This window comes from Phytohabitans rumicis (assembly GCF_011764445.1).
In the GTDB taxonomy this organism is placed as follows: Bacteria; Actinomycetota; Actinomycetes; order Mycobacteriales; family Micromonosporaceae; genus Phytohabitans; species Phytohabitans rumicis.
Map to the genome: position 1 here is coordinate 4,418,061 of NZ_BLPG01000001.1, position 26,848 is coordinate 4,444,908.

General features: G+C 69.9%; 23 protein-coding genes, 2 tRNA genes and 3 pseudogenes. 13 read left to right on the forward strand and 15 right to left on the reverse strand.

The window, feature by feature from the left end:
* Nucleotides 1–138: 138 nt before the first annotated feature.
* Nucleotides 139–1,425 (reverse strand): aminotransferase class V-fold PLP-dependent enzyme, encoded by a 1,287-nt coding sequence (locus tag Prum_RS19735; RefSeq protein WP_173077861.1) that lies wholly within the window; start codon nucleotides 1,423–1,425, stop codon nucleotides 139–141.
* 34 nt (nucleotides 1,426–1,459) lie between these two features.
* Nucleotides 1,460–2,230, reverse strand: coding sequence for an SGNH/GDSL hydrolase family protein (locus Prum_RS19740; protein WP_173077862.1), 771 nt, complete (start codon nucleotides 2,228–2,230; stop codon nucleotides 1,460–1,462).
* A gap of 177 nt (nucleotides 2,231–2,407) precedes the next feature.
* Here Prum_RS19740 and Prum_RS19745 point away from each other — a divergent pair, with 177 nt between their 5' ends.
* Nucleotides 2,408–2,782 (forward strand): CBS domain-containing protein, encoded by a 375-nt coding sequence (locus Prum_RS19745; RefSeq protein ID WP_173077863.1) that lies wholly within the window; start codon nucleotides 2,408–2,410, stop codon nucleotides 2,780–2,782.
* Between the two features lie 3 nt (nucleotides 2,783–2,785).
* On the opposite strand, the pseudogene Prum_RS19750 reads toward Prum_RS19745, so the two are convergent.
* Nucleotides 2,786–3,342 (reverse strand): annotated as a pseudogene (locus tag Prum_RS19750) (YbaK/EbsC family protein).
* Entirely contained in the window at nucleotides 3,342–4,121 is a 780-nt protein-coding gene (locus tag Prum_RS19755) for an SDR family oxidoreductase (RefSeq protein WP_173077865.1), read from the reverse strand. The pseudogene Prum_RS19750 and the gene Prum_RS19755 overlap by 1 nt, the downstream one beginning before the upstream one ends.
* 60 nt (nucleotides 4,122–4,181) lie before the next feature.
* Between Prum_RS19755 and Prum_RS19760 the strand changes: the two genes are divergently transcribed.
* Both Prum_RS19760 and Prum_RS19765 read left to right on the forward strand, forming a co-directional pair.
* On the forward strand, nucleotides 4,182–4,988 hold the full coding sequence (locus tag Prum_RS19760) for an alpha/beta fold hydrolase (protein ID WP_173077866.1): 807 nt from the start codon (nucleotides 4,182–4,184) through the stop codon (nucleotides 4,986–4,988).
* Nucleotides 4,981–5,589, forward strand: coding sequence for a TetR/AcrR family transcriptional regulator (locus Prum_RS19765; RefSeq protein WP_173077867.1), 609 nt, complete (start codon nucleotides 4,981–4,983; stop codon nucleotides 5,587–5,589). Before Prum_RS19760 ends, Prum_RS19765 begins: the two co-directional genes overlap by 8 nt.
* An 89-nt stretch (nucleotides 5,590–5,678) precedes the next feature.
* Here Prum_RS19765 and Prum_RS19770 read toward each other — a convergent pair.
* The 6 genes from Prum_RS19770 to gyrB all read right to left on the reverse strand — a co-directional run bounded on the left by Prum_RS19770 (nucleotide 5,679) and on the right by gyrB (nucleotide 11,503).
* A tRNA-Ala gene (locus Prum_RS19770) sits at nucleotides 5,679–5,754 on the reverse strand.
* Nucleotides 5,755–5,782: 28 nt separating this feature from the next.
* Nucleotides 5,783–5,911, reverse strand: coding sequence for a DLW-39 family protein (locus tag Prum_RS49635; protein ID WP_218577294.1), 129 nt, complete (start codon nucleotides 5,909–5,911; stop codon nucleotides 5,783–5,785).
* A gap of 1 nt (nucleotide 5,912) precedes the next feature.
* Nucleotides 5,913–5,986, reverse strand: a tRNA-Ile gene (locus tag Prum_RS19775).
* A gap of 86 nt (nucleotides 5,987–6,072) precedes the next feature.
* On the reverse strand, nucleotides 6,073–6,951 hold the full coding sequence (locus Prum_RS19780) for a DUF3566 domain-containing protein (protein ID WP_173077868.1): 879 nt from the start codon (nucleotides 6,949–6,951) through the stop codon (nucleotides 6,073–6,075).
* 3 nt (nucleotides 6,952–6,954) lie between these two features.
* Nucleotides 6,955–9,468, reverse strand: a complete 2,514-nt coding sequence (gene gyrA / locus Prum_RS19785; protein ID WP_218577295.1) for a DNA gyrase subunit A — start codon at nucleotides 9,466–9,468, stop codon at nucleotides 6,955–6,957.
* A gap of 91 nt (nucleotides 9,469–9,559) precedes the next feature.
* Nucleotides 9,560–11,503 carry a DNA topoisomerase (ATP-hydrolyzing) subunit B gene (gene gyrB / locus Prum_RS19790; RefSeq protein WP_173077869.1) on the reverse strand — a complete coding sequence of 648 codons (1,944 nt, stop codon included), beginning with the start codon at nucleotides 11,501–11,503 and terminating at the stop codon, nucleotides 9,560–9,562.
* A gap of 471 nt (nucleotides 11,504–11,974) precedes the next feature.
* Here gyrB and Prum_RS19795 point away from each other — a divergent pair, with 471 nt between their 5' ends.
* Complete coding sequence (locus Prum_RS19795) at nucleotides 11,975–12,529, forward strand: hypothetical protein (protein WP_173077870.1); 555 nt, start codon at nucleotides 11,975–11,977, stop codon at nucleotides 12,527–12,529.
* 3 nt (nucleotides 12,530–12,532) lie between these two features.
* On the opposite strand, the gene Prum_RS19800 is transcribed toward Prum_RS19795, so the two are convergent.
* The 5 genes and pseudogenes from Prum_RS19800 to dnaA all read right to left on the reverse strand — a co-directional run bounded on the left by Prum_RS19800 (nucleotide 12,533) and on the right by dnaA (nucleotide 18,626).
* A complete protein-coding gene (locus Prum_RS19800; RefSeq protein WP_178132657.1) occupies nucleotides 12,533–13,090 on the reverse strand; it encodes a DciA family protein in 558 nt (185 codons plus the stop codon).
* Nucleotides 13,080–14,206: pseudogene (gene recF, locus Prum_RS48840) on the reverse strand (DNA replication/repair protein RecF). The gene Prum_RS19800 and the pseudogene recF overlap by 11 nt, the downstream one beginning before the upstream one ends.
* Before the next feature lie 6 nt (nucleotides 14,207–14,212).
* Nucleotides 14,213–15,088 carry a phosphogluconate dehydrogenase (NAD(+)-dependent, decarboxylating) gene (gene gnd / locus Prum_RS48845; RefSeq protein ID WP_178132658.1) on the reverse strand — a complete coding sequence of 292 codons (876 nt, stop codon included), beginning with the start codon at nucleotides 15,086–15,088 and terminating at the stop codon, nucleotides 14,213–14,215.
* 27 nt (nucleotides 15,089–15,115) lie between these two features.
* Nucleotides 15,116–16,249, reverse strand: a complete 1,134-nt coding sequence (dnaN, locus tag Prum_RS19810; protein WP_173077872.1) for a DNA polymerase III subunit beta — start codon at nucleotides 16,247–16,249, stop codon at nucleotides 15,116–15,118.
* A gap of 649 nt (nucleotides 16,250–16,898) precedes the next feature.
* The gene (dnaA, locus tag Prum_RS19815; protein WP_173077873.1) at nucleotides 16,899–18,626 is read right to left on the reverse strand and encodes a chromosomal replication initiator protein DnaA; all 1,728 of its coding nucleotides are present in this window, start codon (nucleotides 18,624–18,626) and stop codon (nucleotides 16,899–16,901) included.
* Nucleotides 18,627–19,171: 545 nt separating this feature from the next.
* On the opposite strand from dnaA, the gene rpmH reads away from it, so the two are divergent.
* The 9 genes and pseudogenes from rpmH to Prum_RS19860 all read left to right on the forward strand — a co-directional run bounded on the left by rpmH (nucleotide 19,172) and on the right by Prum_RS19860 (nucleotide 26,426).
* Nucleotides 19,172–19,309 (forward strand): 50S ribosomal protein L34, encoded by a 138-nt coding sequence (gene rpmH, locus Prum_RS19820; protein WP_173077874.1) that lies wholly within the window; start codon nucleotides 19,172–19,174, stop codon nucleotides 19,307–19,309.
* Between the two features lie 34 nt (nucleotides 19,310–19,343).
* A pseudogene (rnpA, locus tag Prum_RS19825) lies at nucleotides 19,344–19,744 on the forward strand (ribonuclease P protein component).
* A complete protein-coding gene (gene yidD / locus Prum_RS19830) occupies nucleotides 19,737–20,012 on the forward strand; it encodes a membrane protein insertion efficiency factor YidD (RefSeq protein ID WP_173077875.1) in 276 nt (91 codons plus the stop codon). The pseudogene rnpA and the gene yidD overlap by 8 nt, the downstream one beginning before the upstream one ends.
* Entirely contained in the window at nucleotides 20,009–21,016 is a 1,008-nt protein-coding gene (gene yidC / locus Prum_RS19835; protein WP_173077876.1) for a membrane protein insertase YidC, read from the forward strand. Before yidD ends, yidC begins: the two co-directional genes overlap by 4 nt.
* 163 nt (nucleotides 21,017–21,179) lie before the next feature.
* Entirely contained in the window at nucleotides 21,180–21,761 is a 582-nt protein-coding gene (locus tag Prum_RS19840; RefSeq protein WP_173077877.1) for a Jag family protein, read from the forward strand.
* 49 nt (nucleotides 21,762–21,810) lie between these two features.
* Nucleotides 21,811–22,542 carry a 16S rRNA (guanine(527)-N(7))-methyltransferase RsmG gene (gene rsmG, locus Prum_RS19845; RefSeq protein WP_246277985.1) on the forward strand — a complete coding sequence of 244 codons (732 nt, stop codon included), beginning with the start codon at nucleotides 21,811–21,813 and terminating at the stop codon, nucleotides 22,540–22,542.
* A 284-nt stretch (nucleotides 22,543–22,826) separates the two neighbouring features.
* Entirely contained in the window at nucleotides 22,827–24,215 is a 1,389-nt protein-coding gene (locus Prum_RS53865; protein WP_281368941.1) for a ParA family protein, read from the forward strand.
* A 34-nt stretch (nucleotides 24,216–24,249) separates the two neighbouring features.
* Nucleotides 24,250–25,257 carry a ParB/RepB/Spo0J family partition protein gene (locus tag Prum_RS19855; RefSeq protein ID WP_173077878.1) on the forward strand — a complete coding sequence of 336 codons (1,008 nt, stop codon included), beginning with the start codon at nucleotides 24,250–24,252 and terminating at the stop codon, nucleotides 25,255–25,257.
* Between the two features lie 254 nt (nucleotides 25,258–25,511).
* On the forward strand, nucleotides 25,512–26,426 hold the full coding sequence (locus Prum_RS19860) for a hypothetical protein (protein WP_173077879.1): 915 nt from the start codon (nucleotides 25,512–25,514) through the stop codon (nucleotides 26,424–26,426).
* Nucleotides 26,427–26,848: the final 422 nt, after the last annotated feature.

The following is a 26,848-nucleotide window of genomic DNA, read 5'->3' on the forward strand; positions in this document are numbered from 1 at the left end:
CGAGCCGAGCCACCCGCCAGCCCTTCGCCGATCAAGGACTTTGCTGTCGATCAAGGGCAAACGGTCGTGGATTGGAGATCCAAGTACGACCGTATGCCCTTGATCGACGCGGAAAGGGGGGCGAAGGGGCGGGGAGGGCTAGGCCAGGGTGCGGGTGGCCTTTAGGGCGGCCTCGACGTCCGCCTCGCTGTTGACGATGGTCGTACCGAAGCGCAGGTACGAGGGCCGGTACGGCGTGGAGCTCGCCACCACCTTGAGCCCGCGCAGCCGGGACACCGCCTCGTCCACCGCGACGTTGGGCACCGTGCAGCAGACCACGCCGGCCGACAGCTCGGGGCTCTTCGGCGTCACCAGGGTGAGCCCGGCGATGCCGGCCAGGCCGTCCTTCAGCGCCGTCGCCAGCTCGGTCGTCCGGGTGGCGACGCGATCCCGCCCGATCGCCTTGTGGAAGTCGAACGCTTCGGCCAGCGCCCACCGGTGCTCGAAGCTGTGGTAGCCGCCGGGCGTGGCGGCCGGGCCGGGTGGTGTGGGACCGCTGTCGAAGCCCAGCCAGGCACCGATGCTGCGGCCGTCGAACGCCGGGATGATCGGGGTGAACCGGGCCCACGCCTCGGTCGTACCGCTGATCAGGCCGGTGCCCCGCGGCCCGAGGAGCCACTTGTGGCAGCCGGAGACGAGGAAGTCGCAGCCGAGGTCGTCCGGGCCGGCGTCCACCGCGCCGAATCCGTGCACCCCGTCGACGCACAGCAGCACGTCCCGGCCGCGCAGCGCGTCCGCGATCGCCCGGACCGGCAGCCGTACCCCCGTGCTGGAGTGCACCCAGGTGATCGCGACCACCCGCGTACGCGGCCCAACCGCGCGGGACAGGTTGCCGACGATCTCGTCGACGCTCGCCGTGGCCGCGTCGGCGTAGAGCCGCACCCGCTTGACCGCGACGCCGTCGCGCTCGGCGCGCAGCCGCAGCGTCTCGTGGGTGGCGTAGAAGTCGTGCTCGGTGGTGAGCACCTCGTCGCCCCGGGCCAGCCGCAGGCCGCTGTAGAGCAGGCCCAGCCCCATCGTGGTGGAGTCGGTGAACGCGACGCGGTCCGACTGCACGCTCAGATAGTTGGCCGCCGCCGACGCCACCGCCTGGTCCAGCCGGGCCTCGTTTTCGTGCAGGTAGCCGATCGGATCGGCGTCCAGCCCTGCCCGGTGCCGGTCGATGGCGGCCCGTACGGACGCGGGGTGGGTTGCGAACACGAACGCGGACAGGTGCGCCAGGTCGGCGTTCACCGCGAACTGTCCCCGTACACTTGCCCAATCCGTGGGAATCAACGGCGGCGCGCCCGGTGCCGCGGGCGCGACCGTCGGCTCTTCATCACAGCCGGCGGCCGCTCCGACCAGGCCCGCCGCGGCAGCCACTCCCAGCAAGCTCCGCCGTCTCATGGGACCAGCCTGCGTGCCTCAGGTCACGCGCGGGTCACTCGACGGGCGCCAGCTGTGGGCGTTTCGGCGCGATGCCGTCGCCCGACGAGCGGCCGGTGAGCCGGCGCTTGATCCACGGGGCGAGGTAGCGGCCGGCCCACCGCAGGTCGGCGGCGCGGGCGGCCAGCCACGGGGTCGGCTCCGGTCGCGGCGGGACGAGCAGCCACTCCTCGTCGCACCCGACGCCGAGGGCGGTCAGCACGTGCGCGGCCACCCGCTGGTGCCCGATCGCCGACAGGTGCAGGCGGTCGATGCTCCACATGCGCGGGTTGTGGAAGTCGGCGTCCTCGTTCAGGTTGACCAGGGTCGCGCCGCGCGCGGCGGCGGTCTCCTCCACCACCCGGTTGAGCGCCGACCCGCGGGGCAGGGTGATCCGCTGGCCGGGCAGCCGGGTTACCCACGCGTCGGAGAACCGGAAGACGATCACGTCGGCGCCCGCGTCGCGCAGCTTGCCGATGACCTTGTCGAAGCGGTTGACCAGGTCCGGCAGGTCGACGTTGCGGCGCAGGATGTCGTTGCCGCCGGCCGCGAAGCTGATCAGGTCGGGGCGCATCTCCAGCGCCGCGGGCACCTGCTCGGCGACCACGCCGTCAAAGCGCCGCCCGCGGATCGCCAGGTTGGCGTACTGGAAGTCCGGGCCGGCCTCGGCGGCCAGCCGGGTCGCCACGAGATCCGCCCAACCCCGGTAGATGCCACCATCCGGGTACGGATCGTCCATCCCCTCGGTGAAGCTGTCCCCGACCGCTACGTAACTGCGCCACTCCACGCCGACCAGTCTCGCATCAGAGTGGCGAAAACCGATGCCGTACGCGTAGTGATACCGCCTACGCTGCGCTGCTCCGGGCGGGCCTGAAGGACGCGTACTGGTTGACGGGCTGCGCGCCGCATGCGGCCGGACCGTAGCGCGGGTGTAGCCGCGCGACGGTGCGGGTATCGGACCGTCATGGACACGCACACCGTTGCCGACGTCATGACCAAGCAGGTGGTCTACCTGCCGGCCCAGACCACTGTGGACGAGGTCGCGGAGGCCATGCGTAGCGCGGACATCGGCGACGTGGTCGTGACCGACGGCCCCGTGCTCGCCGGGATCGTCACCGATCGCGACATCGTCGTCCGTGCGATAGCCGTGCATCGGGACCCGGGGCGGACGGCCGTCGGCACGATCGCCAGCCGGGACCTGGTGATGATCCAGCAGGACGCCCGGATCGAGGAGGCCGCCCGACTGATGCGCGAGCGGTCGGTGCGCAGGCTGCTCGTCTGCGACGCCGACCGGCAGCTCGTGGGCGTGGTCTCGCTGAGTGACCTCAACTATCGATAGTCGTTAGGTTTCACGTGCAACGGTATCGACGCTCTTTGCAAGTCCGTCGACCACCTGGGCACCCGGGAGGCCGCCGAGCGCCGGCCCGGGGAGCGCGATCTTGCTCTGTCGTACGCCGGAACCGATGATCACGTACGGCGTGCCGGCGACCCGGGCGTCGACCAGGATCGGCCAGCCCTCGGGCAGGCCGATCGGCGTGATCCCGCCGTACTCCATGCCGGTGAGCTCGACCGCCTCCGCCATCGGGGCGAAGCTGGCCTTGCGCACGTCGAGCATCCGCCGCACCACGCCATTCACGTCCGCGCGGGTGGTGGCCAGGATGACGCACGCCGCGTAGCGGGTCACGCCCTCGCGCTTGCCGGACACCACCACACAGTTGGCCGACACGTCCAGGCCCACCTCGTACGCCTCGCAGAACGCGGCGGTATCGGCCAGCGTCGGGTCGATCGGCGCGACCAGCACCTCGTCGGCACCCTCCCCCACGCATCGAGGGCGGCTACGGTGGGCACGGCCAGCAGGTCGGGGCGGGTCCGTGCCGGCTCGGTCTTCAGGATCCCAATCACGCCTGCGATCGTCGCATTGGCTCGTACCGCTCGGCGAGGTACTCCCGCCAGGTCCGCGTGCCGGTGGGGACGGCGTCCGTGGTGAGCGCGCCGGCCCGCATGGCGCGCACCGTCGCCCCGGGTAGTCGCAGGCGCAGGACCGGGCGCCGCTTGCCACGGGCGCGCAGCCACGGCTCGACGATCTCGGCGAAGGTCAGCACCTCCGGCCCGCCGTACTCCTCGATGGCCCGGCTCGGACCGGCGGCGAGCATGCCGGCGATCCGATCCGCGACGTCGCGCGGGTCCACGAGCTGCATCTTGACCTCCGGATCCCCCAGGAGTACGCCCAGCGTGCTCGCCATCGGCAGGAGCCGCTCGTCGAGCAGTTGTGGGAACTGGGTGGCCCGCAGGATCGTCCACGGCACCGGGCCGCTCCGCACCACCTGCTCCGCGGCCAGCTTGTGCTTGTAGTAGCCGAACGGCACCCGGTCGATGCCGACGATCGAGACGTACACGACGTGCCGTACCCCGGCCTGTGCCGCGGCCGTGACGAGCCGGCGCGTGCCGGCGACGTCGACCGCTGCGGCCTTGCGGTATTGCCTGGTCGCGGACGCGAGGTGGACGACGGCGTCCAGGCCGGCGACCGCCTCGGCCAGCCCTTCGCCGGTCGCCAGATCGAGCATGACCCAGTCACCGCCCTTTCTGCTTGTCCCCCGAAGCTGGTGGCCGTCCTGCGTCAATCGGGGTACCACTGCCGTGCCGAGCACACCGGTCGCCCCCGTTACGAGAACCTTCATGGGGTACGGACGAAGCAGCGGCTCTTGACGTGACTAGCTAATGCTGTTAGCTTTTTAGCTATGACTACTAGCTACCTGGATCGCGGCGAGGGTCGCATCGCGTACGACGTGCAGGGCGAAGGCCCGCTGGTGGTGTGCGTGCCCGGCATGGGTGACCTGCGGTCGAACTACCGTTTCACCGTCCCGGCGCTGGTAGCGGCCGGCTACCGCGTCGCCACCATGGACCTGCGCGGGCACGGCGACAGCGACGACGGCTTCGGCGCGTACGACGACGTCGCGCTCGCGTCCGACATCCTCGCGCTGATCGCGCACCTCGGCGGCCCGGCGCTCGTACTGGGCAACTCGATGGGCGCCGGCGCGGCCGTCATCGCCGCGAGCGACGACCCCGCCGCCGTGGCCGGGCTCGGCCTGCTCGGCCCGTTCGTGCGCAACCCCAAGGTGAACCCGCTCCTGCTGCTCGTCATGCGGGTGATGCTGGTGAAGCCGTGGGGCCCGGCCGCGTGGAAGGCGTACTACAAGACGCTCTACCCGGGCCGCCGCCCCGCCGACCTGGCCGCGCACGTGGACCGCGTCGCAGGGAGCCTGGCGCGGGGCGGCCACTGGCGCTCGTTCGTGCGGACCACCCGGACCAGCCACGCGCCGGCTGAGGCCCGGCTGGACGGCGTACGGTCGCCGGCGATCGTGGTCATGGGCGAGAAGGACCCCGACTTTCCCGACCCGGCGGCCGAGGCGCGCTTCGCCGGCGAACGCCTGAGCGGCGAGGTCGTGCTGGTGCCCGACTCCGGCCACTACCCCATGGCAGACTCACCAGACGTGGTCAACCCCGCACTGATCGCCTTCGCCGGCAAGGTATTCGACCGTGCCTAGGGCCGGCCTGACACCCACCATCGTGGTGGAAGAGGCGGCCAAGCTCGCCGACGAGGTCGGCCTGGAACGCCTCACCCTCGCCGCCGTCGCGCAGAAGCTGGGCGTCGCGCTGCCCAGCCTGTACAAGCACATCCGGGGACTGGGCGCACTCCAGCAGAGCCTCGCCGTACGCGCCCTCACCGAGATCACGGCGGCCCTGTCCGCCGCCGCGATCGGCCGTTCCGGACGGCAGGCCCTGGTCGCGATGGCCACCGCCTACCGGTCGTACGCCCACGCCCATCCCGGCCGGTACGCGGCGACCCTGCGCGCGGCCGACCCGAACGACCCCGACCACGTCGCGGCCGGCGAAGCCGCGGTGGGCGTCATCTACGCGGTGCTCGCCGGGTACGGGCTGACCGGCCCGGCCGCGATAGACGCGACCCGGTGCCTGCGCAGCGCGCTGCACGGATTCGTGGCGCTGGAGGCGGCCGGCGGGTTCGGGCTTCCCCAAGACGTCGACCGCTCGTACGACCGCCTGGTGGGCGCCCTGGACAACGCCTTCACCACCTGGCCGTCGGATCCCCCGCCCCTCGTCGATCAAGGGCGAACGGCCGTGCTTTGATCTCCGATCCACGACCGTTCGCCCTTGATCGACGAAAAGGGGCGAGACGAGCCACGACGGGGTGTCTTATGTGGGCGATGCTCGGGGGGTGGTGGAGCCGAGGGGACTTGAACCCCTAACCCCTGCCTTGCAAAGGCAGTGCTCTGCCAGTTGAGCTACGGCCCCGCTGGCGGCGGAGCCGCCGTCGGATTGGCTACCGAAGGTCGGGCGCGGTCGTGGCCTCGTGCCACAGCGCGCGCTCGTCGTTGGATTCCTTGACCTTCTTGGCGATCAGGGCGGCCGCACCGATCACGCCGGCGATGATAAGGATCTTCTTCCACATGTGGGGCTAGATGGAATCGAACCATCGACCTCAGAGTTATCAGCTCTGCGCTCTAACCGACTGAGCTATAGCCCCCCGTGCGACCGGGCAAGGTTACCGTACGCGGGAAGCTACTCCCAAGTCGGGGCGCCCGGCGTGGCGGACGCCCCGAGGGATGCGCGTCAGTCCCGCTCGGCCAGCGTGAGCTCGACGCCGCCGACCAAGTCGGCGCAGACGTTGTAGATGAACGCGCCGAGGGTGGCGAGGGCCGTGAAGAGCACCACGTTGACCGCCCCGATCAGGGCCGAGGTGCCGATGACGCCCTTGGCGGTGATCCGGAAGGTGCTCGCGGTCTCGCCGCCGCCGGCGTTGACCAGGTCGGCCAGGCTGCTGTTGACGCTCTCGAACACGCCCATGGCGTCGAGCGCCAGGTAGAGCACCGAGGTGGCGACAATCACCACGATGAAGAGCACCAGCGACACCGCGAACGAGAACTTCATCACGGACCACGGGTCGATGCGCTTGACGTTGAGCTTGGCTCGCCGCGGCCCGCGCGACGCAGCCGATGCCACGGTGCTCCGCGCTGTCCGGACCGCCTCGCCGACCCGGGCCGCGCCCACCGCGGCCGCGCCTACGCCGACGGTACGCACCGAGGCGCCCCCTGCGGCGACCCGGCCGGTCCCCGTGGCGGCTCCTGGCCTACCGGCGGCTCCCGGCGGCATGGCCGGCGCGGGCGCTGCCGCCGGCGGCCCCGGTGTCACCACGGCCGTTGCCCCGACGGGCGGCGCGCTGACGGGCGCCTTTCCGGACACCACCGGTGCGGTGGCGGCCGCCGCTGGCGGTGCCGCTCCGTCCGGCGTGGGCCCGCCCGCCGGCGCCTGATCGGGCGGCGGCGGCATGCCGGGAGCCCGAGTGAACTTCGGGGACGGCGTATCGGCGGGGACTGCCGCCCGGCCCACAACCGCGCGGCCGGTCGCCGGTGTGCCGCTCGCGGCGGCCTCCTCTTCGACCGGGTTGGTCGAGGTCCCCGCAGCCCCCGACTTCGCCTGTGTCTCCGTCATCAACTAGTCCTGTTCGTCAGGCTCGTCGGCATTGCGAGCAATGGCCACGATGGTTACACCGTCTGGCAGGTCCATCAACTTGACCCCCATTGTGTTCCGATCGCGAGTGCGGCGTACAGGCTTCACCGGAGTCCGGATAACTCCACCGTTGCTTGTGATAGCGAACAGCTCGTCGTCCGGGTTGATGACGACCGCGCCGACCAGTGCACCACGGCGCTCGGTGATCTTCGCAGTCAACACGCCCTTGCCGCCCCGCCCCTGCGTTGGGTACTCCTCGATGGGCGTCCGCTTGGCGTATCCGCCGTTGGTCGCCACCAGGACATCCATACCCTCGCGCACGACTTCCATGGCTAGCAGTTCGTCGTCCTCGCTGAACCGCATGCCGATCACGCCGGAGGTGGCCCGACCCATCGGGCGCAGCGCATCGTCGGTGGCGTTGAACCGGATGGCTTGGGCGTGCTTGGACACCAGCAGCAGATCGTCCTGCGGACCGGCGAGCGCGGCGCCGACCAGCTCGTCCTCGTCTCGCAGGTTGATGGCGATGATGCCACCGCTGCGGTTTGAGTCGAACTCCTCCAGCCGGGTCTTCTTCACCAGACCATTCTTAGTGGCCAGCACAAGGTACGGAGCCACGTCGTAACCCGAGATCACGATAACTTGCGCGATGTGCTCCTCGGGCTGGAACGCGAGCAGGTTCGCCACGTGCTGGCCCTTGGCAATGCGGCTCGCCTCGGGCAGCTCGTACGCCTTGGCGCGGTAGACCCGGCCCTTGTTCGTGAAGAACAGGATCCACGAGTGCGTGGACGTGACGAAGAAGTGGCTGACGATGTCGTCCTGCCGCAGCGTCGCCCCGCTCACACCCTTGCCGCCCCGCCGCTGCGAGCGGTAGAGGTCGACCTTGGTGCGCTTGGCGTACCCGGTGCGGGTGATCGTGACGACCACGTCCTCGCGCGCGATGAGGTCTTCCATGGAGACCTCGCCGTCGAAGGGCACGATCTTCGTACGCCGGTCGTCGCCCCACTTGGCGACGATCTCCGCGAGCTCCTCGGAGACGATCTTCCGCTGGCGCGCCGGCTTTGCCAGGATGTCCTTGAGGTCGGCGATCTCCACCTCGATCTTGGCGAGCTCGTCGATGATCTTCTGGCGCTCCAGGGCGGCCAGGCGGCGCAGCTGCATGTCCAGGATCGCGGTGGCCTGGATCTCGTCGATGTCCAGCAGCTGGATCAGGCCCGTCCGGGCCTCCTCGACCGTCGGCGAGCGCCGGATCAGAGCGATCACGTCGTCGAGCGCGTCGAGCGCCTTGACCAGGCCGCGCAGGATGTGCGCCCGCTCCTCGGCCTTGCGCAGCCGGAACGCCGTACGCCGGTAGATGACCTGGATCTGGTGCTCGACGTAGTAGCGGATGAACTGGGCCAGGTTGAGCGTGCGCGGCACGCCGTCGACCAGCGCCAGCATGTTGGCGCCGAACGTCTCCTGCAGTTGCGTGTGCTTGTACAGGTTGTTGAGCACGACCTTGGCCACCGCGTCGCGCTTGAGCACGATCACGATCCGCATGCCGGTACGGCCGGAGGACTCGTCGCGGATGTCCGCGATGCCGGCGAGCTTGCCCTCCTTGACCAGCTCGGCGATCCGCTCGGCCAGGTTGTCCGGGTTGACCTGGTACGGCAGTTCGGTGACGACGAGGCAGGCGCGCCCCTTCTTGTCCTCCTCGACCTCGACCACCGCGCGCATCCGGATGGAGCCGCGACCGGTCCGGTACGCGTCCTGGATCGCGGCCATGCCGACGATCAGGCCGTACGTCGGGAAGTCCGGGCCCTTGACGATCTGGATCAGCTCGTCGAGCGTGGTGGCCTCGTCGGCCTCCGGGTGCTCCAGGCACCACTGCACGGCGGCCGCGATCTCGCGCAGGTTGTGCGGCGGGATCTTGGTGGCCATGCCGACCGCGATGCCCTCGGAACCGTTGATCAGCAGGTTGGGGATCCGCGACGGCAGGATCGTGGGCTCCTTGGCCCGGCCGTCGTAGTTGTCCTGCATGTCGACGGTGTCTTCGTCGATGTCCCGCAGCATCTCCATCGCCAGCGGGTCGAGCTTGCACTCGGTGTACCGCATGGCGGCGGCCGGGTCGTTGCCCGGCGAGCCGAAGTTGCCGTTGCCGTCGACCAGCGGATAGCGCAGCGACCAGGGCTGCGCCATCCGGACCAGCGCGTCGTAGATGGCCGAGTCACCGTGCGGGTGGAACTGGCCCATGACGTCGCCGACGACGCGGGAGCACTTGACGTAGCCGCGGTCCGGCCGGTAGCCGGAGTCGTACATGGCGTACAGGATCTTGCGGTGCACCGGCTTGAGACCGTCGCGTACGTCTGGCAGCGCCCGTCCGACGATCACGCTCATCGCGTAGTCGAGGTAGGAGCGCTGCATCTCCACCTCGAGGCCGACCGGTTCGATCCGGAGGCGCTGGCCGCCCTCGCCCGCGTCGATCGAGTCTTCCGGCTCGTTGTCGAATGGCGTGTCCGTCACAATGAAACCCTTATCAGACTAAAAGCCGCATACTGCCTGTGGATAACGGCTGTGGAAACTGCAAAAGCTGTGGATAACGAGGGTGTCCGCGCTAGATATCCAGGAACCGCACGTCCTTGGCGTTGCGCTGGATAAACGACCGGCGCGCCTCTACGTCCTCACCCATGAGGACGCTGAAGAGCTCGTCCGCGGTCGCCGCGTCATCCAGGGTCACCTGGCGCAGCGTACGGGTCCCCGGGTTCATCGTGGTGTCCCACAGCTCCGGGTAGTTCATCTCACCGAGACCCTTGAACCGCTGGATGTCGTCCGGCTTCGCGTTCGGCTTCTTCTCCTGGCGCAGCCGGATCAGTCCGTCCCGCTCGCGGTCGGAATACGCGTACTGGGCGTCATCGCCCTTCTTGTTCCACTTGATCTTGTAGAGCGGGGGCGCGGCGAGGTATACGTGCCCCAGTTCGACCAGCGGCCGCATGAAGCGGAAGAGCAGCGTGAGCAGCAGCGTCTGGATGTGCTGGCCGTCCACGTCGGCGTCGGCCATCAGGATGACCTTGTGGTAGCGCAGCTTCTCGATGTCGAAGTCCTCGTGGACGCCGGTGCCGAGCGCCGTGATCAGCGACTGGACCTCGTTGTTCTTGAGAACCCGGTCGATCCGGGCCTTCTCCACGTTGAGGATCTTGCCACGGATCGGCAGGATCGCCTGCGTACGCGGGTCGCGGCCCTGCTTGGCCGAGCCGCCCGCCGAGTCGCCCTCGACGATGAACATCTCGGACTCGCGCGGGTCGGTGGACTGGCAGTCGGCCAGCTTGCCCGGCATCGAGCCCGATTCGAGCAGCGACTTGCGCCGGGCCAGCTTGCGGGCCTGCTGCGCGGCGATGCGGGCCCGGGCCGCGGCGGTGGCCTTCAAGATGATCATCTTGGCCTCGCTGGGGTTGCGCTCCAGCCAGTCGGTCAGCCACTCGTTGCAGACCCGCTGCACGAAGCTCTTCACCGGGGTGTTGCCCAGCTTGGTCTTGGTCTGGCCTTCGAACTGCGGGTTGGCCAGCTTGACCGAGATGATCGCGGCGAGGCCCTCGCGGATGTCTTCGCCGGAGAGCTTCTCGTCGCCCTTGAGCAGCTTCTTGTCCGCGCCGTACTTGTTGACCACAGTGGTCAGCGCCGACCGGAAGCCCTCTTCGTGCGTGCCGCCCTCGTGCGTGTTGATCGTGTTGGCGAACGTGTAGACCGACTCGCCGTACGACTCGTTCCACTGCATGGCGACCTCGATCGACATGCCCTCCTCCTCGGCGCCGAACTCCACCACCGTCTTGTGGATCGCGCTCTTGGTCTGGTTGAGGTGCCGGACGAAGTCGGCGATGCCGCCCTTGTAGAGGAAGGTCACCTCGCGGGGCTTACCGTCCTCCTCGGTGGTGCGCTCGTCGCGCAGGTGGATCGTCAGCCCGCGGTTGAGGAAGGCCATCTCCTGCAGCCGGCGGTAGATCGTCTCGAAGGAGAACTCGGTGGTCTCGAACACCTTCGGGTCGGGCCAGAAGGCCACCGACGAGCCAGACCGGTTGGTGACCTCGCCCTTCTCCAGCGGCGTCGGCTTGGAGTCGTGGTACTGCTGCCGGTAGACGTGCCCGGACTTCCAGATCTCCAGCTGCATCCGGATCGACAGCGCGTTGACCACGGAGACGCCCACACCGTGCAGGCCGCCGGAGACCGCGTACGCCTTGCCGTCGAACTTGCCGCCGGCGTGCAGGACGGTCAGCGCCACCTCGACGCCGGGCTTCTTCAGCTTCGGGTGCAGGTCGACCGGGAAGCCCCGGCCGTTGTCGACGACCCGTACGCCGCCGTCGGCGAGCAGGACCACGTCGATGGTGTCGCAGTACCCGGCGAGCGCCTCGTCGACGGCGTTGTCGACGACCTCCCAGACCAGGTGGTGCAGGCCCCGCTCACCGGTGGACCCGATGTACATGCCGGGACGCTTGCGAACCGCCTCCAGGCCCTCCAGGACGGTGATCGACTCGGCGCCGTACTCCTGCTTTTTCTGCGCTGCCACCCTTGGCCACTTTCTCGCGCCACCCAGCACCGGTCGGCGCGGGGGACGCGGGGTAGGCGGGCGGTTACGGTGACAGGCGCGCACGACACCGCAGCCGGCTGCTGGGGCGGGCGCTCCCGTCACCGCGGTCGCCCGCGGATCACGTTCACTGGGACGCCGAGCGAACCGGCGTCTTCGTCGTCCCCAATCTTACTGTGCGGAAGCCGGAAACCGGGTACACGGCGCCCCTCGCGGGCACCTGAGACCTTCGTAGCGGCCCGATTGGCTCCGGGCGCAACTCCCCCCACACGAGGGGCACTCTGGCGCGGGTGGCCGCCCGGCGGGACCGGAAACACGCGGGTCTGCCCGCTCGGGGGTCGCGCAAAGGGCACGCCGTGTCGTAATTTTGCCCGGCGCCGTTTGAAGGACCAGGCGCCTCTCTTAACCTGCGGGCGCACAGTCACGCTGCGCTACTTGAAAGGGTGAACCCCGTTGGGGCTGGACAACGTTGCCGTGCAGTGGCCGCGTACCGGCCGTTTCTACGACCCGGTCGCCCCGGCCGAGTTCGTCGACTTCGCCGAGTTGGCGGATGACCCGCAGGTCTCCGCACCCACCGCCGCCCTCGCCGGGCACATCGCCAAGACCGGCACGGTGCGCGCCACCGCGTACACCGAATTGGTCGATCTGCTCCTCGGTCTCGACGGTGTGCTTTACGCCACAGAGGCCGCGGCCGAAGACGAAGATCCGGTGATCGACCCGGACGGGTGCGCCTGGATCGCCGGCGGCCTGGAGCGCTTCGTGGAGAGCCATCGCGAGCACGGCGAGGCGGTCACGTTCGACACCGTCGGCGCGGTGCTGCGCGCCGCCCTGTCCGGCGGCCGCCTGGCCGACCAGCAGTTGCGCTGGCTGGAAGGCCGCCTCGACGGCCTCCGGGACGAATCGGGCGGCGCGCCGCAGTGGAGCTTCTCCCGCTCCGAACTGGGCGTTCTGTCCCGTTTCTACCGCCGGTGCGCCGACCGGGGCTTCGCCATCTACGCCGACTTCTAGCGCTCAGCCGTACGTGTCCCGCGGGCCCCGACCCCGCACCCGCCGCGGCCCGCGGGACCACGACGGCGCGGCCGGCCCGTGGATGTGCAGCTTGCGCACCACGTTGTGGCCGACCTCGGCGGCGATCCGCTGCAGCAGCGAAGCGGCCAGCAGCCGCAGCTGCGTCGCCCACGCCGTGGACTCCGCCTCCACGGTCAGCTCGCCGTCGTCGAGCTTCAGCGGGCGGCTGTGCTTGGCGATGTCGGGCCCCACGACCCGCTCCCACGCGCCGAAGACGGTCGCCTCCGCCGCCGGCTTCTGCCAGCCGCGGGCCTTGACCAGCCGGGCCAGCACATCGCCGAAAGCCTGCGGGTCGCGCGGGTCCGGCCCAGGGCCGGAATAGCCTCGCAACCGGCGACCACCGCCGCCGGCAGCCGCGTCCGCGGCGTCATTTCCCGATCGGGTACGCCGTTGCGGCGCGGCCGCTTGCCGGCGAGCTCGCGCCGCGTCCAGTACGGCGCGGGCCAGCTCCGGACCCGCCTGGCTGGCGCTGGTCTCGCCGGGCTGCTCCTCAGTCGACACGCCGCACTCCCCCCTCCGCCACCTGGTACCGGGCACCGCGCAGGACCGCCGGCACGTCCTCGGGACCGCGCAGGTGACCAGGAGCTGGCTCGCCCCGCCCACCAGGTCGGCCAGGCGGGCCCGGCGGCCCCCGTCCAACTCGGCGAACACATCATCGAGCACGAGCACCGGCTCGATGCCCTCGGCGCGCAGCAGGTCGTACGCGGCCAGCCGCAGCGCCAGCGCGTACGACCAGGACTCGCCGTGGCTGGCGTACCCCTTGGCGGGCAGGTCGCCCAGGGTGAGGGCCAGGTCGTCGCGGTGCGGGCCGACCAGCGTCACACCACGCTCCACTTCGGACTGTCGGGACTCGGCGAGCGCGGTGGACAGCGCGGCCTGCAACGCGCTCCGGTCGGGCGTGTCCACCGGCACCGATGCCCGGTACGTCGCCGCCGCCGCGCCCTTGCCGGCCGCCACCGCGTCGTACGCCTTGGTCACGTGCGGTGCCAGGGCGGCGACCAGCTCCAGCCGCCCGGCCAGCAGTTCGGCGCCGTGCTGGGCCAGGTGCGTGTCCCATACATCCAGTGTGGACAGATCACCGCCACGGGTGCCCCCCGTCTTGCGCGCCAGGTACGCCGTGCGCAGCAAGGCGTTGCGCTGCTTCACCACCCGCTCGTAGTCGGCGCGTACCCCGGCGTACCGCGGCAACCGGGCGACCAGCAGATCGTCGAGGTAGCGGCGGCGCTCGGCCGGGTCGCCGCGGACCAGCTCCAGATCCTCCGGGGCGAAGAGCACCAGCCGCAGCGCGCCGAGCACGTCACGGGCCCGGCGCACCGGCGAACGGCCGAGGCGGGCCCGGTTGGCCTTGCCCGGCACGATCTCCAGCTCGACGAGCAGCTCCCGTCCATCGTGGACGATCGTGCACCGGATCACGGCGGACCCGGCGCCGGCCCGGACCAGCGGCGCGTCGGTGGCCACCCGGTGGCTGCCCAGCGTCGCTACGTACCCGAGGGCCTCGACGAGGTTGGTCTTGCCGACCCCGTTCGGGCCGACGAGCACCGCCCCGCCCGGCTCCAGGTCGACCTCCACCCGCTCGTACGAGCGGAAGTCGACCAGTTCGAGCCGGCGTACATACATCGACGGCTACGGGCGCTTGTGGACCGGGTGCCCGCCGAACTGCTGGCGCAGCGCGGCGACCGCCTTCATGGCCGGCGAGTCCTCCTGGCGGGACGCGAAGCGGGCGAAGAGCGACGCGGCGATGACGTTCATCGGCACAGCGAGCCGGATCGCCTCCTCCACGGTCCAGCGCCCCTCCCCGGTGTCGTCGGCGTAGCCGCTCAGGTTGGACAGCTCCGGGTCGTCGTCGAGGGCGCGGTCGAGCAGGTCGAGCAGCCACGACTCGACCACCGAGCCGTCGCGCCACGACTTGATGACGCCGGGCACGTCCGTGACCAGCTCGGACGCGGTCAACAGCTCGTAGCCCTCGGCGTACGCGTGCATCAGGCCGTACTCGATGCCGTTGTGCACCATCTTGGCGTAGTGCCCGGCGCCCACCGGGCCGGCGTGGACGAACCCGAATTGGCCCTGCGGCTTGAGCGCCTCGAAGACCGGCGCCAGCCGGGCCACGTGCTCGTCGTCGCCGCCCACCATCAGGGCGTACCCGTTCTCCAGGCCCCAGACGCCGCCGGAGACGCCGACGTCCATGTAGCCGATGCCGCGCTTGCCGAGCCGCTCGGCCCGCGGCGCGTCGGCGCTGAAGCGCGAGTTGCCGCCGTCGATGACGAGGTCACCCTCGCCGAGGTACGCGGCCAGCGCGTCGATCGTCTCCTCGGTCACGGCGGCCGGCACCATCACCCACACCGCACGCGGCGGGGCGAGCCGCTCGACCAGCTCGGCCATGCTGGCGACGTCGCTCACCGCCGGATTGCGGTCGTACCCGATGACCTCGTGACCGGCCGAGCGCAGCCGCCCACGCATGTTGCCGCCCATCCGGCCAAGGCCCACAAGCCCTAGCTGCATTTCGCGTCCCCTCGTTGTTTCGCCCCGTCAGCGGGTTACCCGAATGGGCATGATCAGATACCGGTAGCCGGGGATGATCTCTCCGTCCTCGCCCGCCGGGGAGATCACGGCCGGCTTGAAGGCGTCGACGAAGGAGAGCTGCGCGATCGGCGAGCCGAGGGCGGCGAGCCCGTCGAGCAGGTACTGCGGGTTGAACCCGATGGTCAGCGCCTCACCGGTGAACGTGGCCTCCATCGCCTCGCTGGCCCGTGCCTCCTCGGTGCCGCCCGCCTCCACGACGAGGCCCTCGTCGCTGAAGCTCAGCAGCACCGGCGTGGTGCGGTCGGCGACCAGCGCGACCCGGCGGACCACCTCGTTGAGCGCGGCCACCGACACCCGGGCCTCGGCGTTGTGCGAGGCCGGGAAGAGCGAGCGCACCGGCGGGTAGTTGGCGCCGTCGAGCAGCCGGCTGGTCGTACGCCGGGTCCCGCCCACGAACCCGATCATGCCCTCGCCGGCGCCGCCCTGAGCCAGCGCCATCGTCACGTCGCCACCGAGCGGGCCGAGCGTCTTGGCCGTGTCGGCGAGCGTACGGGCCGGCACGAGCGCGTTGAGGCTCACTTCCGGGTTGTCCGGGCGCCACTGCAGCTCGCGCATGGCCAGGCGGTAGCGGTCGGTGGCGAGCATGGCGATTGAACTGCCGTTCAGCTCGAGACGGACGCCGGTCATCATCGGCAGGGTCTCGTCCCGCCCGGCGGCGATGGCGACCTGGGCCACCGCCGAGGCGAACTGCGCCGCGTCGAGCGTGCCCGCGCTCGACGGCATATCCGGCAGCGTCGGGTAGTCCTCCACCGGCATCGTGGGCAGCGTGAAGCGGGCGCTGCCGCACACCAGCTCCAGATGGGAACCGACGGCGGCGATGTCGACCGGCTTGGCCGGCAGGGCCTTGGTGATCTCGGCGAGCAGCCGACCGGAGACCAGGGCCGCCCCGTCGGCGTCACCCTGTACGTCGAGGCTTACCTGACTGGACACCTCGTAGTCGAAGCCGGAGACGGTGAGCTGTCCGTCGGTGACCCGCATCATCACCCCGGCGAGGACGGGCACCGAGGGCCGGTTGGGCAGGCTCTTCGCCGTCCACGCCACGGCATCGGCGAGCGCATCGCGCTCGACTCGGAACTTCATCGTTCTCCTCCGCAGCTCATGGCTCGCCTCCGCGTCGACTCCGGTGGGCAGGAACCGTCCTACCGACCATAGGGCTCTCCGGCCGGCGGCGTACGCCCACCCCCGGTGGTTTGCCCGATCAGATATCCAGGGTTGGACCGGCGGGTGCCGGTCCACAGAACCCACAACGCTGGTGATTGGTTTTTGTTGTCTTAGAAGATCTAACTCATCGTCTTCATCGGTGCTGTGCGAACTGTGGAGAACGAGCGTCTGCGCAGGCCGGACCCGTTATCCACCGGTGGTCGGGCTGTGGAGAAGCCGGGTCCGAACGGGCTCGTCCCTCCACAAGGTGGCAGGACCGCAATGGTTGTCCACTGCTGTCCACCGGTCGTCCACCGGGTTTCCCCGAGGTTTCTCCCCAGCTGTGGGGACAGCGACGCGGCCGTCGCCCGGCCCCGTCCCCAGAACCTTCAACATGTCGTACACACCCGTCCATGAACCGTGGACAGAGTTGTTACCCGCCGTACACGTCCACAGCGATTTCCCCAGGTGTTGTCCACAGGTTGTGGGTAAGGCGTCCCATGAACACAAAAGGTTGTCCACCGACAGTGGACAACCTCATGTGGACGGGTGTGGACGACTGTGTAGAGAGCCGAACCTGTGGAGAACGTCAGGAGTTCTGCTTGATCCGGTTCGTCAGCTCGGCGATCTGGTTGTAGAGCGAGCGCCGCTCGGCCATCTGCTGGCGGATCTTCCGGTCGGCGTGCATGACCGTGGTGTGGTCCCGGCCCCCGAACGCCTGCCCGATGCGGGGCAGCGAGAGGTCGGTCAGCTCGCGGCACAGGTACATGGCGACCTGGCGGGCGTTGACGAGGACCCGGGAGCGCGAGTGCCCGCGCAGGTCCTCCAGGCTCACGCCGAAGTAGTCGGCCGTGGAGACCATGATCTGGTCGGCGGTGATCTCCGGTCCCGAGCCGTCCGGGATGAAGTCGCGCAGCACCTCTTCGGCGAGGGCCAGCTCCACCGGCGACCGGGTCAGCGACGCGAAGGCGGTGACCCGGATCAGCGCACCCTCCAGTTCGCGGATCGAGTTGGAGATCCGCGAGGCGATGAACTCCAGCACGTCCGGAGGCGCGAAGAGCCGCTCCTGGGCGGCCTTCTTCTGCAGGATCGCGATCCGCGTCTCCAGGTCCGGCGGCTGGATGTCGGCCAGCAGTCCCCACTCGAACCGCGTGCGGAGCCGGTCCTCGAGCGTCGCCAGCTGCTTGGGCGACCGGTCGGAGGTGATGACGATCTGCTTGTTGGCGTTATGCAGCGTGTTGAACGTGTGGAAGAACTCCTCCTGCGTCCGCTCCCTGTTCTCCAGGAACTGGATGTCGTCGATCAGGAGGATGTCCACGTCGCGGTAGCGGCGCTGGAAGGCGCTCGTCTTGTCGTCGCGCAGCGAGTTGATGAAGTCGTTGGTGAACTCCTCGGTGGAGACGTACCGTACCGAGCGGGCGTTGCCGAGCGTGGTGGCGTAGTGACCAATGGCGTGCAGCAGGTGGGTCTTGCCCAGCCCGGAGCTGCCGTAGATGAACAGCGGGTTGTACGCCTTCGCCGGCGACTCCGCCACGGCCACCGAGGCGGCGTGCGCGAAGCGGTTGGAGGAGCCGATGACGAACGTCTCGAACATGTACTTCGGGTTGAGGCGGTTGCCGCTGCCCTCCGTACCCCCGGCGGACCTGCGGTCGTCGCGCAGTGGGCCGCCCTGGTGCTCGCGGACGCCGCCGGCGCGTTCGCCCACCGCGACCCGGCCGGGCCCGCTGTCCGGGCCGGAGTCGTGGCGCAGATCCCGGGTGGTCGGCTCGTCCCGCCGGGTCAGGTCGGGGTGGTGCAGGTCGTCGTAGCGCGGGTTGGGCTGCAACGGGAGCTGTTCGGTCTGGCCCATCGGGTCGACCGCGTGCTGCCGCGGCGCGTTGAAGAGCGCACCTTCTTCTTGCGCCGGATCGCGCATCACGGGCACGGTGGCCGAGGCGGTCGCCGGGGGGCCCGCCGGCGAGATCGGGTGCTGCGCGGAGCCGGTCGGCCCGCCCTCACCGAACGCGTCGGCCGGGGTGGGGCTGCCATATATGGTCCCGGCCGTGCGCCCTTGTCCCTCTTCGGGCGGGCGGATCGTCACGGCGACCTGGATCGGCCGGCCGAGCCGGCGGGAGAGCGCGTCGGTGATCGCCGGCCGGAGGCGCGACTCGATCACGTCGCGGGTGAACGCGTCAGGTACGGAGAGGAGGGCGATGTCCTCGACGATGGCGCCCAACCGGGTCAGCCGGAGATAGGCCCGCTGCTGTGCCGAAACGATCTCATCGGCCAGCTCTTCGGTCGCTGCCAACCAGACCACGGCCAGGTCGTTCTCGGCCACCGTCGCGCCACCCCCTTCGCCTCCGAGTTCCCCCGGGTCGCCGCTGTCGGCGGTCGTTGTCCACAAGTTATCCACACCCTGTGTACCGACCGATTGTGGCCCCCCGCATGACGCCCCATCGGAACTCGCTCGGCCAGCGACGACGCCAGTGCGGGTACACCGTGCCGAACGACTGACTACCTCGTCCGGTTTTGCACCGATATGTAGCGACAGTGACCCCCTGACGCGGACCGGCAATCGGGCACGCTAACAGCGTTGTCCACAACCCTTCAACCGCTGTCCACACCGGTTCGTTGTCGGTGACCGTGAAACCGCGCATTGGGCCCACTGCCCAACGTGATCCGCTCGGCACTAGCTGTGGCCATGCTGCCCTCGCCGCGCGTGTTTGACGGTCATTGCCCGCGTGCGTAAGCTTGAGCGGCTGCTCCGTGGCCTGACGGAGCATATTGTGCTGAGCGAAGATTGTTGTGCTGAGCGAGGACCGTAGCGCTGAGCCAGGATGGCACCGCTGAGCCAGGATCGCAACGAAGACGGAGAGCATCGACGTGAGCAAGCGCACCTACCAGCCGAACAACCGCCGGCGTGCCAAGACCCACGGCTTCCGGCTGCGCATGCGCACCCGCGCCGGCCGCGCCATCCTCGCCTCCCGCCGTTCGAAGGGCCGCGCCCGCCTGTCGGCCTGAGCCTGACGGGGCGCGTCCTTCAGGTGAGGCAGTCGTGCTGGCGGCCGCGCAAAGACTGCGGCGCAGTGGCGACTTCGCCGCGGCGGTACGCGGTGGACGCCGCGCTGGCCGCGGCGCCCTGGTCGTTCACCTGACCACCCCGAAGACGGATATCACCACGTCGACGAAGCTTCCGGAGCCGGCGCCCACCGAGGAAAACTCGGTGCGCGCCGGCTTCATCGTGTCCAAGGCGGTGGGCGGTGCCGTGACGCGCAACACCGTACGGCGGCGGCTGCGCCACCTGGTGCGGGAGCGGCTCGGCGAGCTGCCCCCGGGAGCGTGCTCGTGGTACGGGCGCTGCCGGCCGCGGCCGACCTTCCGTACACCCGACTGGCTGCCGATCTTGACGCGGCCCTGGCCGCCGCCCGTGCTCCGAAAGGACGCCGCCATGGCTGAGCGGCCCGGAATCGCGGCCCGAGTGCTGACCTCGCTGGTCATCGCGTACCGTCGTTGGATAAGCCCGGCACTGCCGGCCCGCTGTCGGTTCTATCCGTCGTGCAGTGCGTACGCCCTGGAGGCCATCGCTAAGCACGGTGCCCTCCGGGGAGCCGGTCTCGCGGTCTGGCGGCTGTTGCGCTGCCACCCGTTCCACCCCGGCGGGTACGACCCCGTGCCCGTTCCCAAGAGACACCGTCGTGCTGATGTGACTGGAGCCCCGAATTGAGTCTCGACTGGATCTACTGGGCGATCTCGTGGATCCTGCTGCGCTGGCATTCGCTGTGGGAAGCGATCGGTGTCCCGGACAAAACGGTTCTGGGCACCAACTGGGCGTGGATCCTGGCGATCATCTTCCTGGTGGTCACCGTCAGGGTGATCCTTTTCCCGGTCTTCGTCAAGCAGATCAAGTCACAGCGCGCGATGCAGGCGTTGCAGCCGCAGGTCAAGGCGCTGCAGGAGAAGCACAAGGGTGACCGGGAGACGCTCCAGAAAGAAATGATGGAGCTCTACCGGAAGGAGAAGGCCAATCCGCTCATGGGCTGCCTGCCCATGTTCCTGCAGATTCCGGTCTTCCTCGGTCTCTTCCACGTGCTCCGGCGGCTCGACCCCGCCAAGATGAACAAGGACCTGTACGGCTGGACCGCCGAGCAGTTCGACAGCGCGGCGAGCGCGAAGCTCTTCACCGCGCCGATCGCCGGCCAGTTCGGCTCGTCGGCGGAGGAGTTGGCCCGGCTCGGCGCCAACGGCACCACAGTCAAGATCATTGCAGGCATCCTCGTCGCCATCATGATCATGACCACCTACTTGACCAGCCGGCAGATGATCCTCAAGACCGGATGGGCCGAAGACCCCCAGCAGCGCATGATCCAGCGCCTGATGCTGTACGGCATCCCCGCGTCGCTGTTGATCTCCGGCGCGATCTTCCCGATCGGTGTGATCATCTACTGGGTGACGAACAACCTGTTCACGCTCGGCCAGCAGCAGTGGGTGCTGCGCAAGTACCCGCCGCCGGTGATCACCGGCAAGAACGGAAAGCCGGTCCCCGGGCCGGCGGCGCGCAAGGCCGCCGCGCAGCAGCCCGCCAAGCCGGGCCGGTTCGGCGGCAAGTCCAAGCCCAACGGTGCCGCGCCCGAGACCAAGCCCGCGGTCGACGGCAAGGCTCTCGCGCCGCGCCCCGGTGCGAAGCCGGTCAACCCCAAGAAGGGCCGCCCCGCGAAGCGCCAGGGTTGAGACGACCGGTGCCCGCCGGCCAGACCGGCGGGCACCGCGGCTCCCCTCACCGCAGACGCGACGCCCAACAACAGACGTGCCCGTGGATGCTGGCGACGCCTCGCCCGCCACGGGAGCCATCGGACCGGAGACGGTCCGGCCGAGCGAGTACGGAGATGAGACCGTGACGGACACCAGCACTCCCCAGACCGAGCAGTCCTTTGACGATGAGCTGGACACCACGCCGGTCGCGGAGCAGGACGACGAGGCAGAGGCCGAAAAGGAGCCGGAAGCCGCTCCGAGCGACACGGATCTTTTCCGGCAGAGCGAGATCGCCGCGGACTACGTCGAAGGGCTGCTCGACATCCTCGACTACGACGGCGACATCGACGAGCTGGTCTCCGCCGGCCGCCCGGTCGTCGAGGTGGTCGGTGGGCGCCTCCAGCCGCTCGTGGGCCAGCGCGGCGCCACGCTGGAGGCGCTGCAGGAGCTGACCCGGCTCGCGGTCTTCCGGCAGACCGGCTCCCCCAGCCGGCTGCTGCTGGACGTCGGCGGCTACCGCGCCACCCGGCGCAAGGAGCTCGGCGCCGTGGCCAAGAACGCGGTGGAGAAGGTCAAGGAGTTCGGCGAGCCGGTACGCCTGGAGGCGATGTCCGCGTTCGAGCGCAAGTGCGTGCACGACGTGGTGAACGCGCTCGCCGGCGTGGAGAGCGAGTCCGAGGGCGTGGAGCCCAACCGGCGGATCGTCGTCCGTCCGGTCGACTAACGTGCCGCGTGACATCGAATCCGGCCCGGGTGGTTCGCCACCCGGGCCGTTGCCTGTGCCCCCCGAGCTGCTCCCCGCGGCTCAGGCGCTCTTCGGCGAGCGGCTGGACCGCGCCATCGCGTACGCGGATCTGCTGGCCACCGACGGCGTTGTCCGCGGCCTGATCGGCCCGCACGAGGCTCCCCGCATCTGGGCCCGCCACCTGTTGAACTGCGCGGCGGTCACCGAGCTGATTCCGCCGCGCGCCTCCGTGGTGGACGTCGGGTCCGGGGCCGGTTTGCCCGGTATCGTGCTTGCTGTGGCGCGGCCGGACCTCACGGTCACCTTGGTCGAGCCACTGGCACGACGGACCGCCTTCCTGGCGGAAGTGGTGACGGCTCTCGACCTGGAACGGACCGTAACAGTGGTCCGGGCACGGGCCGAGGAATGCGTCGGGAGGTCTCCCGCCGACATCGTCACCGCTCGGGCGGTCGCGCCACTCGATCGGCTCACTGGCTGGTGTCTACCCCTCGCCGCCCTTGGTGGGCGGCTGCTCGCGCTCAAGGGCGAGTCAGCCGCCGACGAAGTGGCGGAACACCGCGACGCGATCGGTCGACTGGGCGGTGCCACGCCGGTCGTACGGCGCTGCGGGGTCGGTCTCATCGATCCGCCGACGACCGTCGTGGAGATCGTCCGTGAGCGCGCCGTCGGGCCGGCACGGTCGAAATCGTCGCGGGGGCGGGTCGCCGGTCTACATCGGACGGTGACGTCGCGCGCGGGAGAGCGCGGAGGGGCTAAATGAACGAGGGCACGAAATGCCCTCGCACAAGAACAGGCGTCGGCTGGCCGCCCGACGTCGTACCGCAATGCGGGGGCGTGCTGAGGCGTGTGTGCGGCTTTCTCCTTTTTCTTGTCCCGCCGTTGGGTGCCAGTCGGGCTCATGTGTCGGACACCAATGGCCTCATTCGCTCAACGGCCGTAGGCTGGCCGCGCGCAGACGATTCTGTCGAGCTGCCCCCGTCGCCGGGACGTGCGGGCGCGAGCGCTGGTAATGCCCACCCATCCGAAGCGGACAGGGATGACACGGTGCAGGACTACGGAACGTACGACGATCCGGGGCTGAGCCACCCCGGTGGCTACCGCCCGGGCGGTGCCGCTGTTTCACGTGAAACTGACTACGACGGCTGGGCGGTCGGACGGGGAGCGCCCGTGGCCGGCCCGGGACACCAGCGCCCGCCGGTCGCCGCCCACGGCGATCCCGACCCTCGTTCCGTGCCGCAGCCGAGGGCCGGCACCGGGTACGAGGGCCAAGGCGGTCGACCCGCCGCCGCCGGGCCGCCGGCGACCGGCCGGTCCGCGGTGCCGGAGCGCACGCCCCAGCCGCCGTCCTATCCGCCGAGTGGGCAGGACGACCAGAATCGCCGCCCGGCCCCCTCGCCCAGGCCGCAACCCTCGGTCGGTACGGCGAGGGTCGAGCCGTCGCCGTCACCCTCCCCCGCTCGAAACCCCACCAATTCCGACACGCCCGTGTCGCCGTCCGGACCTTTCACCGAGGAAGCCGACGCCGACGCGTACGTTTCACGTGAAACCACATCGCGTGAAGAGGATGATCCACCGTTGGCTATGGAGGCAATGCGCGCCGTGCAGATCCTGAACCCGAGTGGTGAGGTCACCATGCCTCGCCCGGCCCGGCCGAGGATCCTGTGCGTGGCAAACCAGAAGGGCGGCGTCGGCAAGACGACCACCACCGTGAACCTGGCCGTGGCCCTCGCCCTGCACGGCAACCGGGTGCTCGTGGTCGACCTGGATCCGCAGGGGAATGCCTCGACGGGGCTCAACGTCCCGCACCACGCGGGCATCCCGGACGTGTACGACTGCTTGATCGACAACGTCCCGCTCGCGGACGTCGCTCAGGCGGTCGAGGGCATCCCCAACCTGTGGTGCGTCCCGGCGACGATTGACCTCGCCGGTGCCGAGATCGAGTTGGTCTCGGTCGTGGCCCGCGAGTCCCGGCTGTCCCGGGCGATCGCCGCGCACCCGGAGACCTTCGACTACGTCTTCATCGACTGCCCGCCGTCCCTCGGCCTGCTGACGGTCAACGCGTTGGTGGCGGCCCAGGAGGTGCTGATCCCGATCCAGTGCGAGTACTACGCGCTGGAAGGGCTCAACCAGCTCATCAACAACATCAACCTCGTCAAGCAGCACCTCAACCCGACGCTCGACGTCTCCACGATCCTGCTGACCATGTACGACCGGCGCACCCGTCTTGCCGACGCCGTCGAGCAGGACGTCCGGAACCACTTCGGGGAAAAGGTGCTCCAGGCGGTCATCCCCCGGAACGTCCGCGTCTCCGAGGCACCCAGCTACGGCCAGTCGGTCATGACCTACGACCCCGGTTCGCGCGGCGCCACGAGCTACTTCGAGGCGGCTCAGGAGATTGCCGAGCGAGGCGTCAAACTGGGAGGCGCGGCATGACGAATCGACACGTTGCTGATCTGGGGAGCCTGGCATGAAGAACCGTCCGCGCGGCGGCCTCGGGCGTGGGTTGGGTGCGCTGATTCCGACCGCGCCGGCCCAACCGTCCGGGGGCGTCACCACGGACTCGGCGAACGGCGTCGACACGGCGAGTCCGGTCCACGTGCCGCCCGCCGAACTCGCCGCCACGCCGGCCGACCCGATCAACCTCGCGCCGGTGCCCGGCGCCCGCTTCGCCGAGGTGCCGGTCGCCGCGATCGTGCCCAACCCGAAGCAGCCGCGGCAGGTCTTCGACGAAGAGGCGATGGAGGAGCTGAAGACCTCCATCGAGGAGGTCGGCCTCCTCCAGCCGATCGTGGTCCGCGAGCTCGACGGCGAGAAGTACGAACTCGTCATGGGCGAGCGGCGGTGGCGGGCCGCCCAGGCGACCGGCCGCGAGACGATCCCGGCGATCGTGCGGGACACCCGGGACGACGCCATGCTCCGCGACGCCCTCCTGGAAAACATCCACCGAGCGAACCTCAACCCGCTCGAAGAGGCGGCCGCGTACCAGCAGCTGCTGGAGGAGTTCGGCGCGACCCACGAAGAGTTGGCCCAGCGGATCGGCCGGAGCCGGCCGCAGATCTCCAACACGATCCGGCTGCTGAACCTCCCGGCTCAGGTGCAGAAGCGCGTCGCCGCCGGTGTCCTGTCGGCGGGCCACGCCCGTGCGATTCTCGGCCTCGACGGCGGCGAGGCTCAGGAGGAACTGGCGAAGCGGATCGTCGCGGAAGGACTCTCGGTACGAGCGACCGAGGAGATCGTGGCGCTGGCCGTCGCCGAGGGCCCGACCAACAAGTCGGCGCCGGCGAAGCGGAGGGCGAAGGCGCACGCCCCCGCACTCACCGATCTGGCCGACCGGCTGTCCGACCGCTTCGACACCCGCGTGAAGGTCGACATCGGACGGAGCAAGGGGAAGATCACGATCGAGTTCGCGACGGTCGACGACCTCGAGCGGATCGTGGGCATCATCGGCGTGGAGCGGACCGAGCAACCGGAGTAGCGCGAGCCACCAACGGCGGCGGCCGCGGATCCCTCGTCTGGGGGACCGCGGCCGCTGCCGTTTCACGTGAAACCGGTGCCGGCGAGGTGCCCCGCGTTTCACGTGAAACGGCGGGCTTGCACAATCCACAGGGGTTATCCACAGTCGAGCGCGATTGTCGAGAAAACCGCCGGTCGGAGCGGGTGCTCGCCTGTGGACAAGGAAGCCCGAAACGGGGAACGACAGGCGTCCCGAAACCCGTTAGGGTCAGCCTCGTGCCCGACATCGCATCCCCTGTTCCTGACTTTACGAAGTGGCCCTCCTTCCCATTCGAGGGCGATCTGCGGGTGAAGCAGCTCGACAACCCGGTGGAGAAAGAGCCCGAGCGTAAGGGCGAAGACGCCGCCGACTGCAGCGCGTGCAACGCGCCCGACGAGGCGTACATCTGGGTCAGTGAGCGATGGAGAGTCCGCGCCATGGACCGGCCGACCGGACTCCCGATGGTCCTCATCCTGGAGTCCCGGTCGCACCTCGATCTGGGCGACCTCCCGAACCTCCTCGCCGCCGAGCTCGGCGTGATGACGGTCCGGCTCGAGCGCGCGGTCCGCTCGCTGGACGGAGTAGCGCGGGTTCACGTCAACCGGTGGGGCGACGGCTCCGCGCATCTGCACATGTGGTTCCTGGCCCGCCCGTACGGGCGGCTACAGCTGCGCGGCACGTTCCTGTCGCTCTGGGACGACATCCTGCCCCCGATCTCCGAGGCGCGGTGGCGGGAGAGTCTCGCCCTCGTCGCCGCGTGGCTCGCCGAGTTCGGTGGAAAGCCGCTCGCCGAGCCGCCGCGGATCGAGTGGCAGGCGCCATCGAGTCTGGTCCAGCAGGCCGAGGCCGAAGCCGCTGGCTTGGCCCTGGCGGAAGAAGCCGACGACACGTCCGTGGCGTTTGTCGAGTCGCCGGCGGATGAGGCATCCGTGGACGAGGAGGCGGAAGCGGTGGACGCCGACGAGAAGCCGGACGACGCCGTCCTCGCCGACCCCGTCGAAGACAGCACGGAAGACGAGGAGGCGGCGACGGTCGACCTGGCGGTGCCGGTCGTACCGACCCAGCCTTCCAGCGGGCCCGGCGACTCGGACGCGCCCGACGCCAAGCCCGCCCTGGCGAGCAACGCGGCGCCACAGGGTGCGGCCACCTAGCGGCACGGCCACCGGCAACACGACAGCGCCCCCGCATCGGAAGCGATGCGGGGGCGCTGGCTTTCTCGTCGACCGCCCGTGCGAGCCGGACCGGATGCCGTGCTGCGAGTCAGGGGGTAGGTCGCCAGGGACCCCCGTGAGTCAGGGGCGCACCTTGGCGGCGGGTTCCGCGTCGATGCAGTCGGTTTGACCGCTCGTCATAGTCAGCCGATCTCACGCCTGCGTGAACGTGAAGGATCTGGGTCGCTGGGGCGACTCGGATCCTTCACGCAGATCCCACGGTCACCGGCGCTGTCAGCGCTTGACGGTGGACCGGGTTTCCCCTATTAGCCGGCCTTGGGGGCGCGCCCCCGATGTGAGTAGGGCGCCCCTATGCACGTTCTGACGTGTACAGGGGCGCCCCACTCACGGGGAGGGGCCCA